Annotated in this window: 17 protein-coding genes; 4 read left to right on the forward strand and 13 right to left on the reverse strand. The window is 70.6% G+C overall.

The annotated features are described in order from the left end of the window. The first annotated feature begins 91 nt into the window (after nt 1–91). Nucleotides 92–754, forward strand: coding sequence for a DNA alkylation repair protein (locus RBR11_RS13970; RefSeq protein ID WP_308489976.1), 663 nt, complete (start codon nt 92–94; stop codon nt 752–754). A gap of 9 nt (nt 755–763) precedes the next feature. Here the strand turns inward: RBR11_RS13970 and RBR11_RS13975 are convergent, their stop codons facing one another. Continuing rightward, nucleotides 764–1,204, reverse strand: coding sequence for a hypothetical protein (locus tag RBR11_RS13975; protein WP_308489977.1), 441 nt, complete (start codon nt 1,202–1,204; stop codon nt 764–766). A gap of 295 nt (nt 1,205–1,499) precedes the next feature. On the opposite strand from RBR11_RS13975, the gene deoD reads away from it, so the two are divergent. After that, entirely contained in the window at nt 1,500–2,213 is a 714-nt protein-coding gene (gene deoD, locus RBR11_RS13980) for a purine-nucleoside phosphorylase (protein WP_308489978.1), read from the forward strand. Nucleotides 2,214–2,415: 202 nt separating this feature from the next. Here deoD and RBR11_RS13985 read toward each other — a convergent pair whose 3' ends face one another. Continuing rightward, nucleotides 2,416–4,065 (reverse strand): SulP family inorganic anion transporter, encoded by a 1,650-nt coding sequence (locus RBR11_RS13985; protein WP_308489979.1) that lies wholly within the window; start codon nt 4,063–4,065, stop codon nt 2,416–2,418. Then, entirely contained in the window at nt 4,062–4,496 is a 435-nt protein-coding gene (locus tag RBR11_RS13990) for an ArsR/SmtB family transcription factor (protein ID WP_308489981.1), read from the reverse strand. The genes RBR11_RS13985 and RBR11_RS13990 overlap by 4 nt, the downstream gene beginning before the upstream one ends. Nucleotides 4,497–4,534: 38 nt before the next feature. On the opposite strand from RBR11_RS13990, the gene RBR11_RS13995 reads away from it, so the two are divergent. Further along, complete coding sequence (locus tag RBR11_RS13995; protein WP_308489982.1) at nt 4,535–4,897, forward strand: zinc ribbon domain-containing protein YjdM; 363 nt, start codon at nt 4,535–4,537, stop codon at nt 4,895–4,897. A gap of 281 nt (nt 4,898–5,178) precedes the next feature. Here RBR11_RS13995 and RBR11_RS14000 read toward each other — a convergent pair whose 3' ends face one another. Genes RBR11_RS14000 through RBR11_RS14045 form a run of 10 tightly spaced genes read right to left on the reverse strand, consistent with a single transcriptional unit; the run spans nt 5,179 to nt 16,099 of the window. After that, on the reverse strand, nt 5,179–5,901 hold the full coding sequence (locus RBR11_RS14000) for an EthD domain-containing protein (RefSeq protein WP_308489983.1): 723 nt from the start codon (nt 5,899–5,901) through the stop codon (nt 5,179–5,181). A 1-nt stretch (nt 5,902) separates the two neighbouring features. After that, nucleotides 5,903–7,135, reverse strand: a complete 1,233-nt coding sequence (locus RBR11_RS14005) for a M24 family metallopeptidase (RefSeq protein WP_308489984.1) — start codon at nt 7,133–7,135, stop codon at nt 5,903–5,905. Continuing rightward, nucleotides 7,132–8,205: a sugar phosphate isomerase/epimerase family protein gene (locus RBR11_RS14010; RefSeq protein ID WP_308489985.1), complete on the reverse strand. Its 1,074-nt coding sequence runs from the start codon at nt 8,203–8,205 to the stop codon at nt 7,132–7,134. Before RBR11_RS14010 ends, RBR11_RS14005 begins: the two co-directional genes overlap by 4 nt. A gap of 7 nt (nt 8,206–8,212) precedes the next feature. Then, nucleotides 8,213–9,685, reverse strand: a complete 1,473-nt coding sequence (locus tag RBR11_RS14015; RefSeq protein ID WP_308489986.1) for an FAD-binding oxidoreductase — start codon at nt 9,683–9,685, stop codon at nt 8,213–8,215. After that, nucleotides 9,682–10,755, reverse strand: coding sequence for a TIM barrel protein (locus RBR11_RS14020; protein ID WP_308489987.1), 1,074 nt, complete (start codon nt 10,753–10,755; stop codon nt 9,682–9,684). Before RBR11_RS14020 ends, RBR11_RS14015 begins: the two co-directional genes overlap by 4 nt. Then, the gene (locus RBR11_RS14025) at nt 10,752–11,603 is read right to left on the reverse strand and encodes an ATP-binding cassette domain-containing protein (protein WP_308489988.1); all 852 of its coding nucleotides are present in this window, start codon (nt 11,601–11,603) and stop codon (nt 10,752–10,754) included. Before RBR11_RS14025 ends, RBR11_RS14020 begins: the two co-directional genes overlap by 4 nt. Further along, nucleotides 11,596–12,501 carry an ABC transporter ATP-binding protein gene (locus RBR11_RS14030; protein WP_308489989.1) on the reverse strand — a complete coding sequence of 302 codons (906 nt, stop codon included), beginning with the start codon at nt 12,499–12,501 and terminating at the stop codon, nt 11,596–11,598. The genes RBR11_RS14025 and RBR11_RS14030 overlap by 8 nt, the downstream gene beginning before the upstream one ends. Further along, complete coding sequence (locus RBR11_RS14035; protein ID WP_308489990.1) at nt 12,498–13,463, reverse strand: ABC transporter permease; 966 nt, start codon at nt 13,461–13,463, stop codon at nt 12,498–12,500. Before RBR11_RS14035 ends, RBR11_RS14030 begins: the two co-directional genes overlap by 4 nt. After that, the gene (locus RBR11_RS14040; RefSeq protein ID WP_308489991.1) at nt 13,460–14,479 is read right to left on the reverse strand and encodes an ABC transporter permease; all 1,020 of its coding nucleotides are present in this window, start codon (nt 14,477–14,479) and stop codon (nt 13,460–13,462) included. Before RBR11_RS14040 ends, RBR11_RS14035 begins: the two co-directional genes overlap by 4 nt. A gap of 60 nt (nt 14,480–14,539) precedes the next feature. Continuing rightward, nucleotides 14,540–16,099 carry an ABC transporter substrate-binding protein gene (locus RBR11_RS14045; protein WP_308490100.1) on the reverse strand — a complete coding sequence of 520 codons (1,560 nt, stop codon included), beginning with the start codon at nt 16,097–16,099 and terminating at the stop codon, nt 14,540–14,542. A gap of 251 nt (nt 16,100–16,350) precedes the next feature. Between RBR11_RS14045 and RBR11_RS14050 the strand changes: the two genes are divergently transcribed. Next, nucleotides 16,351–18,894: a DEAD/DEAH box helicase gene (locus tag RBR11_RS14050; protein WP_308489992.1), complete on the forward strand. Its 2,544-nt coding sequence runs from the start codon at nt 16,351–16,353 to the stop codon at nt 18,892–18,894. Nucleotides 18,895–18,986 lie beyond the last annotated feature (92 nt).

Genomic DNA, 18,986 nt, shown 5'->3' on the forward strand with positions numbered 1-18,986 from the left:
CCGGAGTCAGTCGATTCCGCCGTTCCAGCTGGCTTGGGGTGCACGGCGGCCCCGATCGACTGAGTCCGGAGCACCGCCGTAGGCTGGCCGCATGCCCACGTCGCTGCCCGACGCCCTCGCCGAGCTCGCCGCGCTCGAGGACCCGAAGTCCCGCGCGATCAACGAGCGGCACGGCGACGCGCACGGCGTGAACCTCACGAAGCTGCGCGGCCTCGCCAAGCGGATCGGCACGGATCCGGCGCTCGCCCGAGAACTGTGGTCGTCCGGCGATGTGGCGGGGCAGCTGCTCGGGATCCTGCTCGCGAAGCCGCGCGACCTCTCCGCGGACGAGCTCGACGCGATGGTCCGCGGCACCCTCAGCGCCAAGGCGCACGACTGGGTGGTGGCGTATCTCGTGAAGAAGTCCCCGCGCGCCGAGGAGTTGCGCGAGCGGTGGAACGAGGATCCGGATCCGGATGCGCGCGCCGGGGCCTGGTCGCTCACCACGGTGCGGGTGGTCAAGAGCCCGGAGGGCCTGGACCTCGACGCCCTGCTCGACCGGATCGAACGCGAGCTCGCCGACGCCCCGGGCCGCGAGCAGTGGGCGATGAACGAGACACTCGCGCAGATCGGCATCCAGCACCCGGCGCTGCGCGACCGCGCGATCGCGATCGGCGAGCGGCTGCAGGTGCTGGCCGACTATCCCGTGCCGCCGAACTGCACCTCGCCGTTCGCGCCCCTCTGGATCGCGGAGATGGTGCGCCGCCAGGTCTGAGCCCGCGGGTCAGTCGGTGCGGGGGTCGGCCGTCACGGGCGCCGGCCGGCCGAGGCGCCGGCGGATCGGGCGTGCGGCGAGGCCGCCGACCCAGGCCGCGGCGGCGCCGCAGCAGAACCCGAATGCGGCCGGGAGCACGATGACCAGCGCGAGCTGCAGGAGCCGCACCCCGCTCGGCAGCGCCCGGTCGTCGGCCCAGAGGTAGGAGTACGCGGCCACGAACCCGAACACGCCCCCGACGAGGAGCGCAGGGCGCGCCCGCCGCATGGACGCCCCGAGCAGGAGCGCGGCCAGCCCCCAGGGAATGGTGACGAGAGCCGTGCCCTGCGGGAGCCACAGCGCACTGACGACGCCGAGCACGAGCGCGAGCACCACGGCGATGCCGAGCCGGACGAGGATCGCCGCGCGGGTGTCGCCGGCCCTCGCGGAGGAGGAGGAAGAAATGCTCATACCCAGACAGTCTAGGTATGAGTGATGCGCCGGGCAAGGGATCCGTTCCGTCGCCGGCCGATGCGGTGCCGAACTCCGTCGATCCGGCCCGGTCGCCCGTCGAGGCGCCGCCCCGTGGCCCTGACGACGGAATCCGGCACACTCGGCGCGCGATCCGGTGCGCCCGGCGCGCGATCCGGTGCGCTCGGCGCGCGATCCGGTGCGCTCGGCGCGCGATCCGCCACCGCAGAGGCCGCGCGAGCGCGCATCCGAGCACCGACCTCGCCGTCCGAGCGCGCCTCGATACCCTGGTGCGATGAGCACGCACATCGCCGCCGCGCCCGGTCGGATCGCCCCCATCGTCCTGTTCCCGGGCGACCCTCGGCGGGCCCAGTGGATCGCGGAGAACTTCCTCGACGACGCCGAGTGCTACAGCGAGGTGCGCGGCATGCTCGGCTTCACCGGCACCTGGAACGGCCACCGCGTCTCGGTGCAGGGATCCGGCATGGGCCAGCCGTCGATGTCGATCTACGCGAACGAGCTGTTCCAGGAGTACGACGTGCAGACCATCGTCCGGGTCGGATCCTGCGGCGCGCTCACCGAGAAGGTCGGCATGCGCGACATCATCATCGCGAACGGCGCCTGCACCGACTCCGGGATCAACCGGCTCCGGTTCCACGGGATGGACTACGCGCCCGTCGCCGACTTCCCGCTGCTGCGCGCCGCGGTCGAGGCGAGCGAGCGGATCCCGCTGTCGAGCGCCGTGCACGTCGGGCTGCTGTTCTCCGGCGACCAGTTCTACAACACCCGCCCCGAGCTCACCGAGCCGCTCGTCGCCCACGGCGCGCTCGCGGTCGAGATGGAGACGAGCGCCCTGTACACGCTCGCCGCGTTCCACGGCCGCCGGGCCCTCAGCATCTGCACGGTGTCGGACCACCTCGTCACGCACGAGGAGACCACGGCCCTCGAGCGCGAGCAGACCTTCGGCGACATGATCCGGATCGCCCTGGAGGCCGCGACCGCGGTCTGAGGTTCCGGTGCGCCGCGCCGCGACCGCGGTCTGAGGCTCCGGCGCGCCGCGCGCTTCATCCCCGGCCACGCGTACCGAACTCAGTCGATTCCGCCCGATTCGCACCGATAAGGCCGGAGCAGAGCCTGTCCGACTGAGTTCGGTACCGGCGGTGACGCCGACGGCGAGGTCCCGTCCCCGTCAGCGACCGGCAAAGCCCCCGTCAGCGCACCCAGGGCCCGCGCACCACGTGACTGCGGGCGTGGGCGACGGCCGAGCCGAGGTCGTCGAACAGGTGGTTCTGGTGCCGCAGCGACGAGATCACGCCGACCCGTTCGGCGATCTCGCGGTGGTCGGGGCGGATCCCCTTCACGAGCACGGTGATCCCGCGCCGTTCGAGCGAGGCGATGAGCTCGGTGACGACCTGGGCTCCGGTCGCGTCGAGCAGCTGCAGCTGCGACATGCGCAGGATCACGACCTCGACGTCGCGCAAGGCGGCGACCCGCTCCAGCGTCCGCTCGGCCGCGCCGAAGAACAGTGCGCCCTCGAGCCGGAACACGGCGATCCGCTCGTCGCCGGGCTGCGCGGCGCCGGGCAACTCCTCGCGGTGCACGCCGCTCGTGCGGGCGAGCTGACGCAGCGCGAAGAACCCGGCGACGAGCAGGCCGATGAGCACCGCGTAGATGAGGTCGACGCTCACGGTGACGATCGCGGTGAGGCAGAACACGACGGCGTCGGCCCGCGACGCGCCGAGGATCGTGCGGACGGTGCGCAGCGCGATCATCCGCGATGCCGTGACCATGAGCACTCCGGCGAGCGCGGCGAGCGGGACCCGCGAGACCACGGCCGACCCCACGAGCACGATCACGAGCAGCAGCAGGCCGTGCGTGATCGCGGTGACGCGGGTCCGGGCGCCGGCCCGCACCCCGACCGCGGTGCGGGCGATCGCCCCGGTCGCGGGCATGCCGCCGAACAGCCCGGCGGCGATCGAGGCCAGCCCCTGGCCGACGAGCTCGCGGTCGGCGTCGTAGGGCCCGGTGTCGGCGAGGGTCGACGCGACCCGGGCCGACAGCAGCGACTCGATCGCGGCGAGCGCGGCCACCGCCACGGCGGATCCGAGCAGCGTCGCGATCGCGCCGGGGTCGAACGACGGCAGCACGGGCGCGGGCAGACCCGCGGGCAGCCTGCCGATCGTGTCGACCGGCAGCCCGAACAGGGCGGCGACGAGCGCGGCGATCACGATCGCGACGAGGGATCCGGGGAAACGCGGGTGGATCCGCAGCGACACGAGCATCACGACCACGACGATCGCGACGAGCAGCAGCGACCAGCCGATCTTGGGCCACTGCGCAGCGAGGAGGGTCTCGACCGCGGCGACCGCGGCGTTCGTGCTGTGTCCGTGGGATCCGGTCGCCGTCGGCACCTGCTGCAGGAAGATGATGACCGCGATCCCGAGCGTGAACCCCTCGATCACGGGCCACGGGATGTACGAGATCGTGCGACCCAGGCGCAGCGCGCCCGCCGTGAGCACGATGAGCCCGGCGAGCACGCAGATCAGGGCGAGGGCGCCGGTGCCGTGCGCGGCGATGATCGGCGCGAGCACGACCACCATGGCCCCGGTGGGGCCGGAGACCTGCACGTTGGATCCGCCGAAAACCGCGGCGACCACGCCGGCGATGATCGCGGTGACCAGGCCGCTCTCCGCGCCCGCGCCCGAGCTGACGCCGAACGCGAGAGCGAGCGGCAGGGCGACGATGCCGACCGTGACCCCGGCGAGCAGGTCGCCCTTCCAGGAGCGCGGCAGCTCGCGGTAGTCGGCGGGCGAGGGCAGCAGCGATCGCACGGCCGAGCGGGAGCGGGCCGAGGTGCTCATCGGTCGGCGCCGACGGGCTCCGCGTCCGGGATCTCCGGAAGGCCGTTCTGCTCGACGAGCTGCTGCTGCGTGGTCTGCAGGATCTCGCCGAGCAGGGCCCGCGCCACGCGCAGCAGGTCGGCGACCTGCGGGTAGGCCAGCCGGTAGTAGACGAGGCTGCCGCGGCGCTCGGAGACGACGAGGCGGTTGCCGCGCAGCACTGCGAGGTGCTGCGAGACGTGCGAGGCCTCGAGTTCGGTCGCGGCGAGCAGCTCGGAGACCGAGGCCTCCGGCGCGGCGGAGAGCACCTCGAGGATCCGGATCCGGATCGGGTGCGCGAGCCCCTTGAACAGGCCGGCCTTCACCTCGTACAGCGGACGGTTCGGGTCGCTGAGCACGGGGCGCTCCTCTCCGATCGCTCGCGCGAGGGCGGACTCCGCGGGCGGGTTCATGGTGTGATGGATTCATCATATCGAGATAGGGTGAACCCATGTCCGCTGCGCTGCCCCTGTGCCCCGAGTGCTCGAGCGAGCACGCCTACGAGATGGGCGCGCTGCTCGTCTGCCCGATGTGCGGCCACGAGTGGTCGCCCGCCGCGGACGATGCTGCGGTGGAGAGCGCGTCCGACGGCACCCGGGTCGTCAAGGACGCCGTCGGCAACGTGCTCGCCGATGGAGACACGGTGGTCGTGACGACGACGATCAAGGTCAAGGGATCCCCGCAGGGCATCAAGGCGGGCACGAAGGTGCGCGGCATCCGCCTCGTCGACCCCGTGAACGGCCACGACATCGACTGCAAGGTCGACGGCTTCGGCGCGATGCTGCTGAAGTCCAGCCTCGTCAAGAAGGCCTGACCGGGCGGCCCACGTGGAGGGCCGCACCGCGTCGAACTCAGTCGATCCCACCCGCGCCGAGCGCAAATCCGCCCGAAGGATCGTGTCCGACTGAGTTCAGCACCGCCCGGGCGCACGCCCATCGATGCGACAGCCCACGCCGGCCCCTCACCGCGCCCCGATCAGACTGTCCCGAACTCAGTCGATCCGGCGCGCCCCGACGGTCCAACGGCCCGAAGGACCCTCTCCGACTGAGTCCGGCACGCCCGCACTGTGCACGCCCGCACCGTGCACACCGCAACCTACGCCGGCAGGACCTCGTCCCAGCCGAGACCGAACCGCTCCTTCGTGACCCAGAGCCGCTCACTGCCGCTCTCCTGCAGGAAGCCGTCGGCGTCGTCGGACAGCAGCCGCTCGCCCTCGGCGGAGTCGAACAGCCGATCCGTCCAGTCCGCCTCGGTCGGGAAGTACGACTCGTAGAAGCCGTCGAACTCCGTCGCGCCGGGGCTGCTCCAGAGCCGGTAGCTCTGCGTGTATCGGACTGCGCCGGGGTGGTGCGCGCGGACCAGCTCCGCGTGCATCCCGCCCCAGTGCGCGACGAAACCCGCTCGGTCGAGGTGCGGCCGACGCACCTGCGTGCCGATCCGGATCCAGCCCTCGGTCCAGTCCCACTGGCCGGGACGCTCCCGGCGGTCGAACACGATCCGCTCCAGGATCCCGTGCTCCTCGCCCCCGAGATCGGCGAGGCCGGCGAGGCCGGCGAGGCCGGCGAGCGCCCGGTCCGGGTCCGAAGACGCCGCCGAACCGTACACGTGCAGCAGTGCCGCGACCTCCCCGGGGCCGGCCGGAACGTCCGGTCCGGGCCCCGGGGAGCGCAGATCCAGCGCCACCTCCGTCGCCGCGCCGCCCCCCACGAGCGAGCGCGCGACCTCGCGCAGCACCTCGGCATCCTGCGGGCCGCGCAGGATCCGGACCCTCTTGTGCCGCAGCGAGACGTCGGTGAAGGCGGCGCCGGATCGCACCATCTCAAACCACGTTCAGGCGGTTCGGGATGTCATTGAGCTCCTCGACGCCGTTCTCGCCGACGAGGACCGTGCCGCCGATGCAGACGCGCTGGCCGTCGCGCAGCGCGTTCGGCTCGAACGCGAACGCGTGGCCCTCCTGGATGACGAAGTCGCCGTCGAGCGCGACTCCGCTGGGCAGCTTCGGCAGGCCGGACAGCGCCGGGTCGACGCCCGGGTTCAGGCGGGTGGCGCTGTTGTAGATCGGCGAGACGGTCTGCACCATCGGGCCGGTGTTCCACGTCTTCGAGCGGTGCAGCGGCTCCTCCATGATCGCCGCGAGCTCGGAGAACAGCATGCCCGGCTTGAGCGCCTCGACGCCCGCCCGGTACGAGTCCACCGCGACCTGCTCGAGCTCGCGCAGCAGCGGGCTCGGCTCGCCGAACGACACGTCGATCTGCTGCTGCGACTCCTGGCCGCCGTAGAACGCGAAGATCTCGGCCGCGATCGTGTCGCCGGTCTTCAGGATCCGCGGGGCGCCGCCCATCTCGAACCACTCCGGCACCGACCAGGCGAACATGCTCTCGCCGGCGCGCTCCAGCATGAACGGCCAGCGCACCCAGCCGCCGCCCGCGATCACCGCGTGGAACGCGGCGGCGGCGATCTCGTGCTCGCTGCCCCCCGCGCGCGCGGTCTCCACGAACGCCTCGCACGCCGCCTCGCCGAGCGACGCGGCCTTGCGCAGCAGCACCCGCTCCTCGAGGCTCTTGATGATGACGATCGACTCGTACGGGTCGGACACGTCGACCCATTTCACGTGCGGCATCGCGGCGAGCACGTTCTCCCACTGCCGGTGCGAGATGGTTCCGGCCCACTGCGAGACCATGCGGCTGGTGAGGCCGACGACGCCGAGGCGCGCGTCCTCCATGCCGCGCTCCTTGAGCGTCGCGGCGAGGTTCGCGATCGCGTTGCCGGGCACCCAGTCCTCCACCCAGCGCTCCCAGCGGTGGCCCTGCGCGTCGTAGCGCTCGAGGGGCACGTCGCCGATGAAGTACGTCGGGTCGTCGGTGGCGGTGAGCAGCACGACTCCCCGCTTTCCCTCGTTGGTGAGGTACGAGTCGGCGATGTCGCGGCCGGTGCCGAACACGGCGATGCCGTCCAGCCCCTCCTTCGCGATGAGGCCGCGGATCGCCGCCCAGCGCCGGTCGCGCTCGGCGAGGCTCAGCGTCGGGTACGTGGTCGTCAGGATGTCGGTCATTGCTCTTCCTTCACTACTGCTTCGGTTTCGGTGCTCCCGAGCGCGGCGAGCTCCTCGCGGAGCCGCACGGCGCTGCGGACGATGAAGTCGAGGGCCGCCCCCTCGGCGGCGGGCGCGCGCAGCTCGTCGAGGGAGAGGGCGTCGCCGCGGGCGGCCTTCTGCTCATACTCGCGGGCGAGCCGCACGAGCTCGACGACCTCGTCGAGGGACAGGTCGGGGTGCCCCTCGCGCCACTGCTCGTCGTAGAGGTGGATGCCCATCTCGGCGCGGTTGGAGATGATCCCCTCGATCGAGAGCATCACGTCCTGGTGCGGACCGAGCGCGGCGAGCAGCGCGGGCCAGTCCAGCACGCCGTCGCCGACCGGCAGGAGGAACCGGCTGAGCCCCTCGGGGGTGAACATCAGGGCGACGTCGCGGATGTGGCTCGCCCGCAGGTACGGGGAGACCCGCCTGGCGGCGGCGACAGGATCCTCCCCGCGCACGACCACGTTCGCGCTGTCGAAGGTGATCCCGAGCACGTCCGGCCCGACCTCCTCGACGAGGCGGACGAGCTCGTACGTGGTGATCTCCTCGTGCGTCTCGATGTTCAGGTGCGTGCCGTGCGCGCGCAGCACCGGCGCCAGGCTGTGCAGGAACCGCTCCGTGGCGACGAGCTGGTCCGGCCAGTCCACGTCGGTGCGGAACCGGTCGAACGCGAAGCGGCCCTTCTCCGCCAGCCGGAACTGGTAGTTGCTCAGCGCGCTCCACAGCTCGTGGATCCCGGCTGCGGCCGAGCTCTCGATCATCCGCACGATCCCGGCCCGGTAGTCCCCGCCGAGCCGACGGATCGCCGGGGCCTCGGGGGTCGAGAACGGGTTCACCTTCCCGACCCCCGCCTCGAGCGTGAGCCCGAGGTCCGCCGCGCACTGCGCGGCGGCGCGCACCTCTCCCTCGTCGAGCGTGGGGCTGAGCTCCAGCACCGAGCGGAAGTACACCCCCTCGAGGCCCAGTTCCGCTGCGCGCTCGAGCATCCAGAGCGCCCCGTGCTCCTCCGAGCCGGGGAACTTGGTGCTGTCGACGCCTACCCGCATGGACGAACTACTCCCCCGCCCATTCGACGCCCGCGGGCACCGTCTCGAGCTCGATCAGGCCGTGCGCGAACACGTTCGTCGGGTCGTACTGCCGCTTGACGTCGACGAGCCGGTCGTACTTCGCGCCGTAGATGTGCCGGGCGCCCTCGGCGTCGTTCTGCTCCGAGGTGAAGTTGATGTAGCTGCCGGCCTCCCACTGGGCGACCGCTGCGCCGAAGCGCTTGACCCAGGCGACGAGTTCGGGGCGTTCGTCCGCGTACAGCCAGTCGGCGCCGATGTTGCCGCCCCAGCGGGAGTGGATCCCGGTGGTCGAGTCGTTGCTGTGGTCGCGCGGGGTGAGCTTGCCGGCGATCAGCTCGAACGGGCACATCACCTGGTGCGCGATGAACGAGCTGGAGTTCAGCGGCTGCCCCGGGTAGGCGTCGGAGTGCTCGATCGCGAGGTCGAGGAGCTCGTCGGGCAGTTCCCCGAACGCGACGTGGCGCCAGTAGTGCGAGATGCCGTAGCGGAACTCGTCGTCGGTGGAATGCTGCAGGGTCACGTGCGGGATCGAGCGCAGGCTCGTGTAGACCGGCTCGTAGCCCTCGAAGATCGGCGCGGTGATCGCCGGCTCATCGGCCGGGTCGCCGTAGGTGACGGTGGCGACGGAGATGATCGGCTGGCCGCGGTGCTCGCGCGGCAGCTGGCTCCAGTAGTGCGGCGCCCGGTACAGCCGCACGTACGTCGTGGAGTTGTCGGGCTGAGCGGGTCCGAGCTCGCGGAACCGCTGCAGCAGCGCCTTGCGGTCCTTCGCCGGGAACAGCGCGAGCCGGACCGTGGCGAGACCGGGCAGGTCGACGTAGTCGAAGACGAACTCCGTCGCGATGCCGAAGTTGTGGCCTGCACCCTTGAGCGCCCAGAACAGCTCGGGCTCGTTGTCCTTGTTCACTCGGCGGATCTCGCCGTCGGCCGTGACGATCTCCACCTCGCGGAGGAAATCCACCGTCGAGCCGAACATCCGGGACAGGTAGCCCATGCCGCCGCCGAGGACGAGGCCGGCCACACCGGTGTGCGAGACGACGCCCGCGGGCAGAGCCACGTTGAACGGCTCGGCGGCCCGGTCCACGTCGCCCCAGCGGCAGCCGGGGCCGACCGTGAGCGTGCGGTTCCCGGTGTCGACGGTGACATCGCGCATGAGACTCATGTCGATCATCACGCTGCCGTCGGCGACCGACGTGCCGGCGAGGTTGTGCCCGCCGCCGCGCACGGTCACCGACACGTCGTTCGCCGTGCACCAGCGCAGGGCGTCGGCCGCATCCTGAGCCGTGGTGCAGCGCACGATCGCGAGCGGGTGCTGGTCGATGTCGGCGTTCCAGATCCGGCGCAGCGTCTCGTATCCGGGCTCTCCGGGGTGCACGACGTCGCAGGCGACGGCGCGATCGAGCCCGGGGGGCAGCGTGGGGTACGGCATGGTCGTGATCTCCTTCGTGTCATTCGTCATGAGGCCTTCGCCTCGATCCGGGCGTCGCGTGCCTCGAGGCGGGCCTGCAGGGCGGTCAGCGAGCGGCCGAGGAAGGCGCGCAGCTCCGCGCGGGGGTCTGCGCCGGGGGCGCGGAGCGCGGCGAGCCCCGGCGCGTCTCCCCGGGCCGCCCGGGCGTCGTGGTCGTCGGCGAGCCGGACGAGCTCCGCGATCTCGGCGTCGTCGAGATCCGGATCCGAGGCGCGCCAGTCCGGATCCTCCGGGTCGAGCACCATCTCGGCGCGGGATCCGCCGATCCCCTCGATGAACAGCTGCACGTCCGGAGAGGCGGTCAGCAGTGTGCCGAGCAGCACGTCCCAGTCGATCGCGCCCTCGCCGATCGGGGCGAGGAAGCGGCTCAGCCCGAGTTCGGAGTGCGTCACCACGGCGTCGCGCAGGTGCGTGATCCGGGTGGTCGCCGCGACGCGCCCGACGGCGGGGCCGAACGCCTCACCCCGCACGGGCAGGTTCGCGGGGTCCAGGCAGACGCCGAGCACGTCGTCGCCGTGCTCCGCGACGAGGCGCAGGATCTCCCGGGTCGTGATCTCCTCGTGCGTCTCGATGTTCAGCCGCACCCCGGCCTGTCGCAGGGTCGGCGCGAGCTTGTCGAGGAACCGCGACGTCGCGTCGAGCTGGTCGGCCCAGGTCGCGTCGGTGCGGAACCGGTCGAAGCAGTACGGCACCGGCAGGCCCTCCTTGAACCCGCCGGTCGCGGTCCACGCCTCGGTCCAACCGTGCTCGCCGCAGATCCGGATCATCCGCTGCATGCCGGCGAGGTAGCTGCCGTCGCCCAGGTCGCGCACGCGCGGCAGCTCGGCGGTCATGTACGGGTTGATCTTGCCGACACCCGCCTGGACGAGGAACCCGCGGGCCGCGGCCTCCCGGGCGAACGCGGCGATGTCGCCCGAGTCCAGGGTCGGGAAGGCCTCGTCCAGCGTGCGCACGAGGATCCCCTGGAACCCCAGCTCCTCGAGCGCGTCGAGGACGGCGATCGGCGAGTCGGCGAGCCTCGAGGCGCCGCCGGAGAAGGTGACGTCGGCCCCGATCCTCATCGGACCCCCGCTCCGGCCGCGGCACGGGCGCGCGCGGCGATCCGGATCGCACGGCGCTCGCGCTCGATCCGGACATCGGGCACAGGCACAGCCTCGAGCAGGTCGCGGGTGTAGCCGGCCTGCGGGTCGCCGTAGATCTGCCCGACCGTGCCGCGCTCGGCGACGACCCCGTGGTGCAGCACGACGAGGCTCGTGCACAGGTACTTCACGACGGCGAGGTCGTGCGCGACGAAGAGCACGGTGAGGTCGAGCTCGCGCTGCATGTCCTTGAGCAGGTTCAGCACCTGCGCCTGCACCGACACGTCCAGAGCCGAGACCGGCTCGTCGCAGAGCAGGACCTTGGGGCCGACGCTGAGCGCCCGCACGATCGCGATGCGCTGGCGCTGGCCGCCGGAGAAGTGCCGCGGGTACCGGTTCAGGTGCTCCTCGCCGAGGCCCACCCGCTCCATCAGCTCGACGACGCGGTTGCGACGCTCGCGCGCGGAGAAGCCGCCCACGACGAGCATCGGTTCCTCGACGATCTGGCCCACGGTCATCCGGGGGTCCAGGCTCGAGTACGGGTCCTGGAACACCATCTGCACCTCGCGCCGGTAACGCTGCAGGTCGGCGTGCGAGGCGCCGCGCAGGGGCGTGCCGCGGTACGAGATCGTGCCGCCGGTGGAGCGCTCCAGACCCACCATGCAGCGGATCGCGGTGGACTTGCCCGAGCCGGACTCGCCGACCAGGCCGAGCACCTCGCCCTGGCGCAGCTCGAACGAGACGTCGTCGAGCGCGAGCGTGCCGCGCCGGGCGGAGCCGAACCGCTTGGTCAGACCCTCCACCGTGATGAGGACGTCGGAATCAGACATCGGCGTTCACTTCCTCGTCCTCGACGATCTCGTCGGCCGCGCGCTGCGCCGCCATGAAGTCCTCGACGGTGGTCAGGCGGACGTTCGGATCCGCGTCCAGGCGCGGGACGGATCCGATCAGCCCGCGGGTGTACGGGTGCTGCGGGGCGTCGAACAGATCCTCGACGTCCTGCTGCTCCACCAGGCTGCCGCGGTACATCACGGCCACGCGGTGCGCGAGTCCCGCCACGATCGACAGGTCGTGCGTGATGAACAGCACGGCGAGGTCGAGCTCGCGGGACTGCTCCTCGATGAGGTCGAGCACCTGCTCCTGCACGCGCACGTCGAGCGCCGTCGTGGGCTCGTCGGCGATGAGCAGCCGGGGCTGGGCGACCAGCGCCGCCGCCATCACGACGCGCTGGCGCATGCCGCCGGAGAACTGGTTCGGGTAGGCCCGCAGCCGCTCCTTGGCCTTCGGCACGCCGAGCCGGTCCAGCATGTCGGCCGCCCGCGCGTACGCCTCCTTCTTGGAGGTGCCGCGCACGAGCAGCGGTTCGGCCACCTGCTCGCCGATCGTGAGCACCGGGTTGAGGGCGGTCATCGGGTCCTGGAAGATCATCGAGATCTCGCCGCCGCGGATGGAGCGCAGGGTCCGCTTCGAGGCGCCGAGCAGCTCGCGGCCGGCCCAGCGGATGGATCCGCCGAGCTCGACGTCGCGGTCCAGCTGCAGGACCGACCGGGCGGTCATGGTCTTGCCGGATCCGGACTCGCCGACCAGGGCGAGGCGCTCGCCCGGGCGGATGTCGAACGACACGCGGTCGACCAGGGTGAGGTCCCCGTCGCCGCCGCCGATGCGGAACCGCTCCGGGACGACGACGGTGAGGTCCCGCACCTCGAGGATCGGGTCGGTGGATGTCATGCACGCCTCCTCGAGGCAGGGTCGGCGATGGCGCGCACGGCGTCGCCGACGAGGCCGAAGGTGATGGCGGCGATCGTGATCGCCAGGCCGGGGAAGAACGCCACCCACCACGCGGTCGTGATGTAGGCCTGTCCCTGGGCGATGAGCGACCCCCAGTCGGCGCTGGGCGGAGGCGCGCCGACGCCGAGGAAGGCGAGGCCGGACATCATCACGATGGTCCCGGACATCTCCATGCTCACATGCACGTAGATCGCGTCGAGCGAGTTCGGCAGCGCGTGCCGCAGCATGAGCCGCGCGCGGGTCATGCCGGTGATCTGCGCGGACTCGACGTAGGCGTTCGTCATGGTCTCGCGGAGGATCGCGCGCATGATCCGGGCCGTGCTCGGCCAGGCCGCGGCGACCATCGCGACGACGATCGAGGTGAGCGACGGTCCGAGCGCGGCCGCGAGGCCTAGCGCGAGCACGAGCGACGGGATCGACATGAACATGTCGACGATCCGCATGATCACCTCGTCGACCGAGCGCGGAACGAGAGTCGAGATGCTGGCCACGAGCACGCCGACGACGGTCGCGGCGAGCACGACGAACACGGCGGCGAGCAGCGTCATCGGGGCCCCGGCGAGCAGCCGGGAGAGGATGTCGCGACCGGTGTCGTCGGTGCCCAGCCAGTGGCCGGGGCCGGGACCCAGCAGCGCGTCGGTCGGCTTGATCGCGTAGGGATCCTTCGGGGCCAGGAGGGGACCGACGATCGACAGGATCAGCAGGAGACCGGCGAGCACGAACGCGATGCGGTCGACCATCGGCGAGCGACGGCCGAGCAGCTTGCGCGCGATCGCGCCGATGCCGCGGCCGAGGGCGGCGGGTGAGGCGGCCTGGGAGAGGCGGCGGGCGGCGCCGGTGCCCTCGACGGTCTCGACGGAGACGGTCGCGGCGCCCGGCTGCGGTTCGAACTGCGGGATCATGCTCTGCCTACCTGGGACTTGCGGACGCGAGGATCGATCGTCATCTGCGTGATGTCGACGATGAAGGAGGTCACGATGAACACGAAGCCGATGATCAGCACCGCGCCGAGCACGGAGAACGTGTCGTGGTTGATGATCGAGGCGTACATGTAGCTGCCCACCCCGGGCAGGGAGAAGACGACCTCGACGAGCACCGCGGCGCTCACCATCCAGCCGAACTGCATGCCGACGATGGCGAGGGTGGATCCGAGCGCGGAGCGCAGGCCGTGCCGGAGCACGATCCGTCCGCTGGGCACGCCCTTCGAGACCGCGAAGGTGATGTAGTCCGACTTCAGCGCGGTCATCATGTTCGAGCGCACGTTGCGGGCCAGGGTGGAGATGAACGGGGTGCTCAGGGCGAGCGCGGGCAGCAGCAGGTGCCACAGCGAGTCGAGCACGTTGTCGATGTTGCCGAAAAGGATCGAGTCGAGCACGCTGAACCCGGTCACGGTCGGCGGGGCGAGGTCGACACTGTTCAGGCCCGAGATCGGGAACCAGGTGAGCAGCGATCCGAACAGGAACCGGGCCATCAGCGCGAGCCAGAAGATCGGGACGCCGCCCTGCATCACGAGGATGATCCGGATCGCGGTGTCGCCCGCGCGGCCCTCGTTGATCGCCGCGACGAGGCCGAGGGGGATCGCGATGCACATCGTGATGAGCATGCCGAGGATGACGACCTGGATCGTCGTCGGCAGCACGTGCGCGATGTCGGCGGTCACCGGCTGGTGGGTGTACGCCGAGTTGCCGAGATCGCCGCGCACGGCGCGGGTGAGGAAGTCCCAGTACTGCACGATCAGCGGCCGGTCGAGGCCGAGGAAGTGCCGTGTCTGCTCGATCTGCTGAGCGTTGGCCATGCGGCCGGCGGCGACCGCGGCGATGTCGCCGGGGATGAGCCGCGACATCGTGAAGACGATCGTGGCGACACCCCACAGCGTGAGGATCGCGAGACCGATTCTGCGAATGATGAAGGAGAGCATGTTCTTCCGTTCGGGAGGGGCCGAGTCTTCCTCGACCCCTCCCGGTTCAGGGTGTGCGGCTTACTTCGCCAGGGTCAGCAGGGAGATGTCGTACGTGGCCGCGATGGGCGAGTACGGGATCTTCGCGAACTTGTCGTTCTGCACCTGCACGCGCGACGGCAGCGCCATCAGCATCGCCGGGTGGTCGGCGATGATCTGCTTCTGGGCCTGCTCGAAGTCGGAGCACGCCGTCTTCTTGTCGGTCGTGGTCGTGCCCTCGGTGAGGAGCTTGTCGACGGCCGGGTTCGAGTAGCGGGTGAAGTTCGACTGCCCGATCGCGGTGGAGCTCCAGGTGTGCGTGAGCATCGAGCCGATCTCCGGGAACTGCGCGAGGTCCCAGAGGATCGACACGTCCGGGGTGGTCTCGGGCTTCTTGATCATCTCGAGGTACTGCGAGAAGGTGATCTGCTTGACCTGGACGTTCAGACCGATGTCGCGCAGGTTCGCCTCGAGGATCGTGCCCGCCGTGCTCTGCTCCGGGATGATCGACTGGTACGCGATCGTCACGGTCTGTCCGGCGACACCCGCCTCCTGGATCAGCTGCTTGGCCTTCGCCACGTCCTGCACCGTCGGCGTAGTCGAGTAGCGGCACTGCATGTAGGACGGGACCAGACCGTCGCCCGGCTTGCCCCATTCCTTGAGCGCGTTCTTGATGTGCGCGCTGTAGTCGTACGCGAGCTGGATCGCCTCGCGCACCCTGACGTCCTTGGTGATGCCGCCCGCGGTGTTCATCGCGCCGAGGGTCACCAGCGGGCTCGGGTACTCGTTGACGTGGAAGCCGTTCTTCCCCTTGAACGCGGCCAGATCGGTCACCGCCATGCTGCTGCCGATGTCCGCCGTGCCCGCGAGCGTCTCGTCGCGGATCGCGCTGTTCTCCTTGTAGATGTGCATGACGAGACCCGACGGGCGCTTCTTCTCGCCGTCCCAGTAGCCGTCGTAGCGGGTGAGGTCGACCTCCAGCGCCGGGTTGTAGCTCTTCAGCGTGTACGGGCCGGAGCCGGCCTCGTTGCTGCTCAGCCACTGCTGGCCCATGTCGGAGCCCTCGTGCTGCTTGACGAGCTTGGAGTCGACCACGTAGATGAGCGCGAGCGCCCCCGCGAACGAGAGGTTCGGGTCCTTCAGCGTGATCGTCACCTGGTTCTTGCCGGTCGTCTTCGACGAGACGTAGTCGGTGAGGAACCCGGCGCTGCCCGAGGCGATCTTGTGCACGCGCTCGAGGGTGTAGACGACGTCGTCCGGGGTGAGTGCGTTGCCCGAGTGGAACTTCACGTCGTCGCGGATGGTGAGCACGATCGACTTCGCGTCGCCGGCGTACTCGAACTTGGAGGCGAGGCGCGGTACGACCTCGCCCTTCGAGTTGTACGCGAGGATGCGGTCGTACAGGCCCGCGATGTAGAAGTCGTTGTTCGCGTTGGACGCCTGCTGCGGGTCGAGCGTCTCCGGAACGACGTGCGAGGCGATCACGCCGGTCTGGCTCTTCGGGCTGCCGGAACCGGAGGCCGCCGGCTTGCCGGTGGACAGTCCGCAGGAACTGAGCACCAGCACCGATGCTGTGGCGAGGACGAGCAGGCCTGCCCTCATTGGCAAGGATTTCATCCTTCTTCCCTTCGTTTGTCGTGGACGATCTGTCGTGGATGCGAGTGAGGACGGATCAGGTCGGACGACCCCCCGGGCCGAGCGAGCGGGTACACCCCGCAGGGCACAGGGCAGGATCGTGATCCGGAATCAGGATGGCATACCATCTGGCACTTGTCACGTGTTTTTTTCCTGAATTTGCGCTATCTGGCATTCCAAATGGCGGAAACGCCCTCGGGTGGGATGATCGGAGGATCATGTCGCAGCGTCTCGATCCGTCGTCCGTCCGCCCTGCCACGGGGGATCCGGATCCGGATGCCGTCTACCTGGCCTTCGTGGACTGGGCGGAGTCGACGGGCATCTCCCTCTACCCCGCACAGGACGAGGCGGTCATCGAAATCGTGTCCGGACAGAACCTGATCCTGTCCACGCCCACCGGGACGGGGAAGTCGCTCGTCGCCGTGGCCGCGCACTTCGCCGCCCTCGCCGACGGCCGCCGCACGTACTACACGGCCCCGATCAAGGCGCTCGTGAGCGAGAAGTTCTTCAGCCTCGTCGACGTGTTCGGCGCGGAGAACGTCGGAATGGTGACCGGCGACTCGGCCGTGAACGCCGACGCCCCGATCGTGTGCTGCACGGCCGAGATCCTCGCGAACCTCGCCCTGCGTGAAGGGCCGGACGCCGAGGTCGGCCAGGTCGTCATGGACGAGTTCCACTTCTACGGCGACCCGGATCGCGGCTGGGCGTGGCAGGTGCCGCTGCTCGCGCTGCCGCAGGCGCAGTTCATCCTGATGTCGGCGACGCTCGGCGACGTGACCGCGCTCGCGGAGGATCTGTCGCGGCGCACCGGCCGCTCAACCGCGGTCGTGACCGGGGTCGAGCGGCCCGTGCCGCTGCACTTCACGTACGAGACGACGCCGATCCACGAGACGATCGACGACCTGCTGCACACCGACCGCGCGCCGGTCTACATCGTGCACTTCTCCCAGGCCGCGGCGATGGAGCGCGCCCAGGCGCTCGCGAGCGCCAAGATCGCCACCCGGGAGCAGCGCGACGAGATCGCCGAGCTCATCGGCGGGTTCCGGTTCACGACGTCGTTCGGCAAGACGCTGTCCCGGCTGCTCCGGCTCGGCATCGGCGTGCACCACGCGGGCATGCTGCCGAAGTACCGGCGGCTCGTCGAGCAGCTCGCCCAGCGCGGCCTGCTGCGCGTGATCTGCGGCACCGACACCCTCGGCGTCGGCATCAACGTGCCGATCCGCACGGTGCTGCTCACCGCCCTGACGAAGTTCGACGGCACCCGGATGCGGCAGCTGAACGCGCGCGAGTTCCACCAGATCGCCGGCCGGGCGGGCCGGGCCGGTTTCGACACCGCCGGCACGGTGGTCGCGCAGGCACCCGAGCACGAGTCGGAGAACATCGCCGCGCTGAAGAAGGCGGGCGACGACCCGAAGAAGAAGCGCAAGATCGTCCGGAAGAAGGCGCCGGACGGGTTCGTGTCGTGGGGCGAGCCGTCGTTCCAGAAGCTCATCGCCGCTGAGCCCGAGACGCTGACCTCGCACATGCAGATCACGAGCGCGATGATGCTCAACGTGATCGGCCGCGGCGGCGACGCGTTCGGGAACATGCGCGCGCTGGTATACGACAACCACGAGCCGCGATCGCGGCAGCGGATCCTCGCCCTGCGAGCGATCGGGATCTACCGGACCCTGCGCGAGTCGGGGGTCGTGGAGCAGTGCTTCGACGAGCTCACCGGCCGCACCGACGTGCGCCTCACCGTCGACCTGCAGCCGAACTTCGCCCTGAACCAGCCGCTCTCGCCGTTCGCCCTCGCCGCATTCGACCTGCTCGACCCGGACGAGCCGGCCTTCGCGCTCGACATGCTCTCGATCGTCGAGGCGACGCTCGACGACCCGCGCGCGATCCTCAGCCAGCAGGAGTTCGTCGCCCGCGGTGAGGCGGTCGCGGCGATGAAGCGCGAGGGCATGGAGTACGAGGAGCGCATGGAGGCGCTCGAGGAGATCACCTACCCGAAGCCGCTCGAGGAGCTGCTGACCGCCGCGTTCGAGACCTTCGGCGCCGCGCAGCCGTGGATCCGCGACTTCGAGCTGCACCCGAAATCGGTCGTCCGCGACATGTACGAACGGGCCATGTCGTTCGGGGAATACGTCGCGCTGTACAAGGTCGCCCGCTCCGAGGGCGTCGTGCTGCGCTACCTGTCCGACGCCTATCGCGCCGCCTCGCAGACCATTCCCGAGCACCTCAAGACCGAGGAGCTGCGCGATCTCATCGAATGGCTCGGCGAGCTGGTCCGCCAGGTCGACTCGTCGCTGCTGGACGAGTGGGAGGAGCTGGTCTCCGGCCACCCGGTCTCGCACACGGACGAACCCGTCGTGCCGCCGGCGCCGAAGCGGCTCACGACGAACGTGCGCGCGTTCCGGATCCTCGTGCGCAACGAGCTCTTCCGCCGCGTGCAGCTCGCCGCGCGGGAGGATCTCGAGGCGCTCGCGGAGCTGGATCCGGAGTTCGGCGCGGACGGCTGGGACGCGGCGCTCGACGCCTACTTCGCCGAGCACGACGAGATCCTCACCGGCGCCGACGCGCGCGGTGCCGCGCTGCTCGTCATCGACGAGACGGGTGGGCCGGACCGCGACCGCCCGGCCCGCTCCTGGGCCGTCCGGCAGATCCTGGACGACCCCGCCGGCGACCACGACTGGGGGATCTCGGCGACGATCGACCTGGACGCCTCGGACGAGGCCGGCGAGGCCGTCGTCGTGGTGACGGCGGTGGACCGGCTGTAGTCGTCGGCCTCCCCAACGACGCTCGGCGGTTCCCGATCCCGCGTCGGCGGCCCGGCGTAGGGTCGAGGCAAGGGGAGCGAACGGAGGGCATC

Source organism: Microbacterium capsulatum (genome assembly GCF_030865425.1).
GTDB classification, from domain to species: Bacteria; Actinomycetota; Actinomycetes; order Actinomycetales; family Microbacteriaceae; genus Microbacterium; species Microbacterium capsulatum.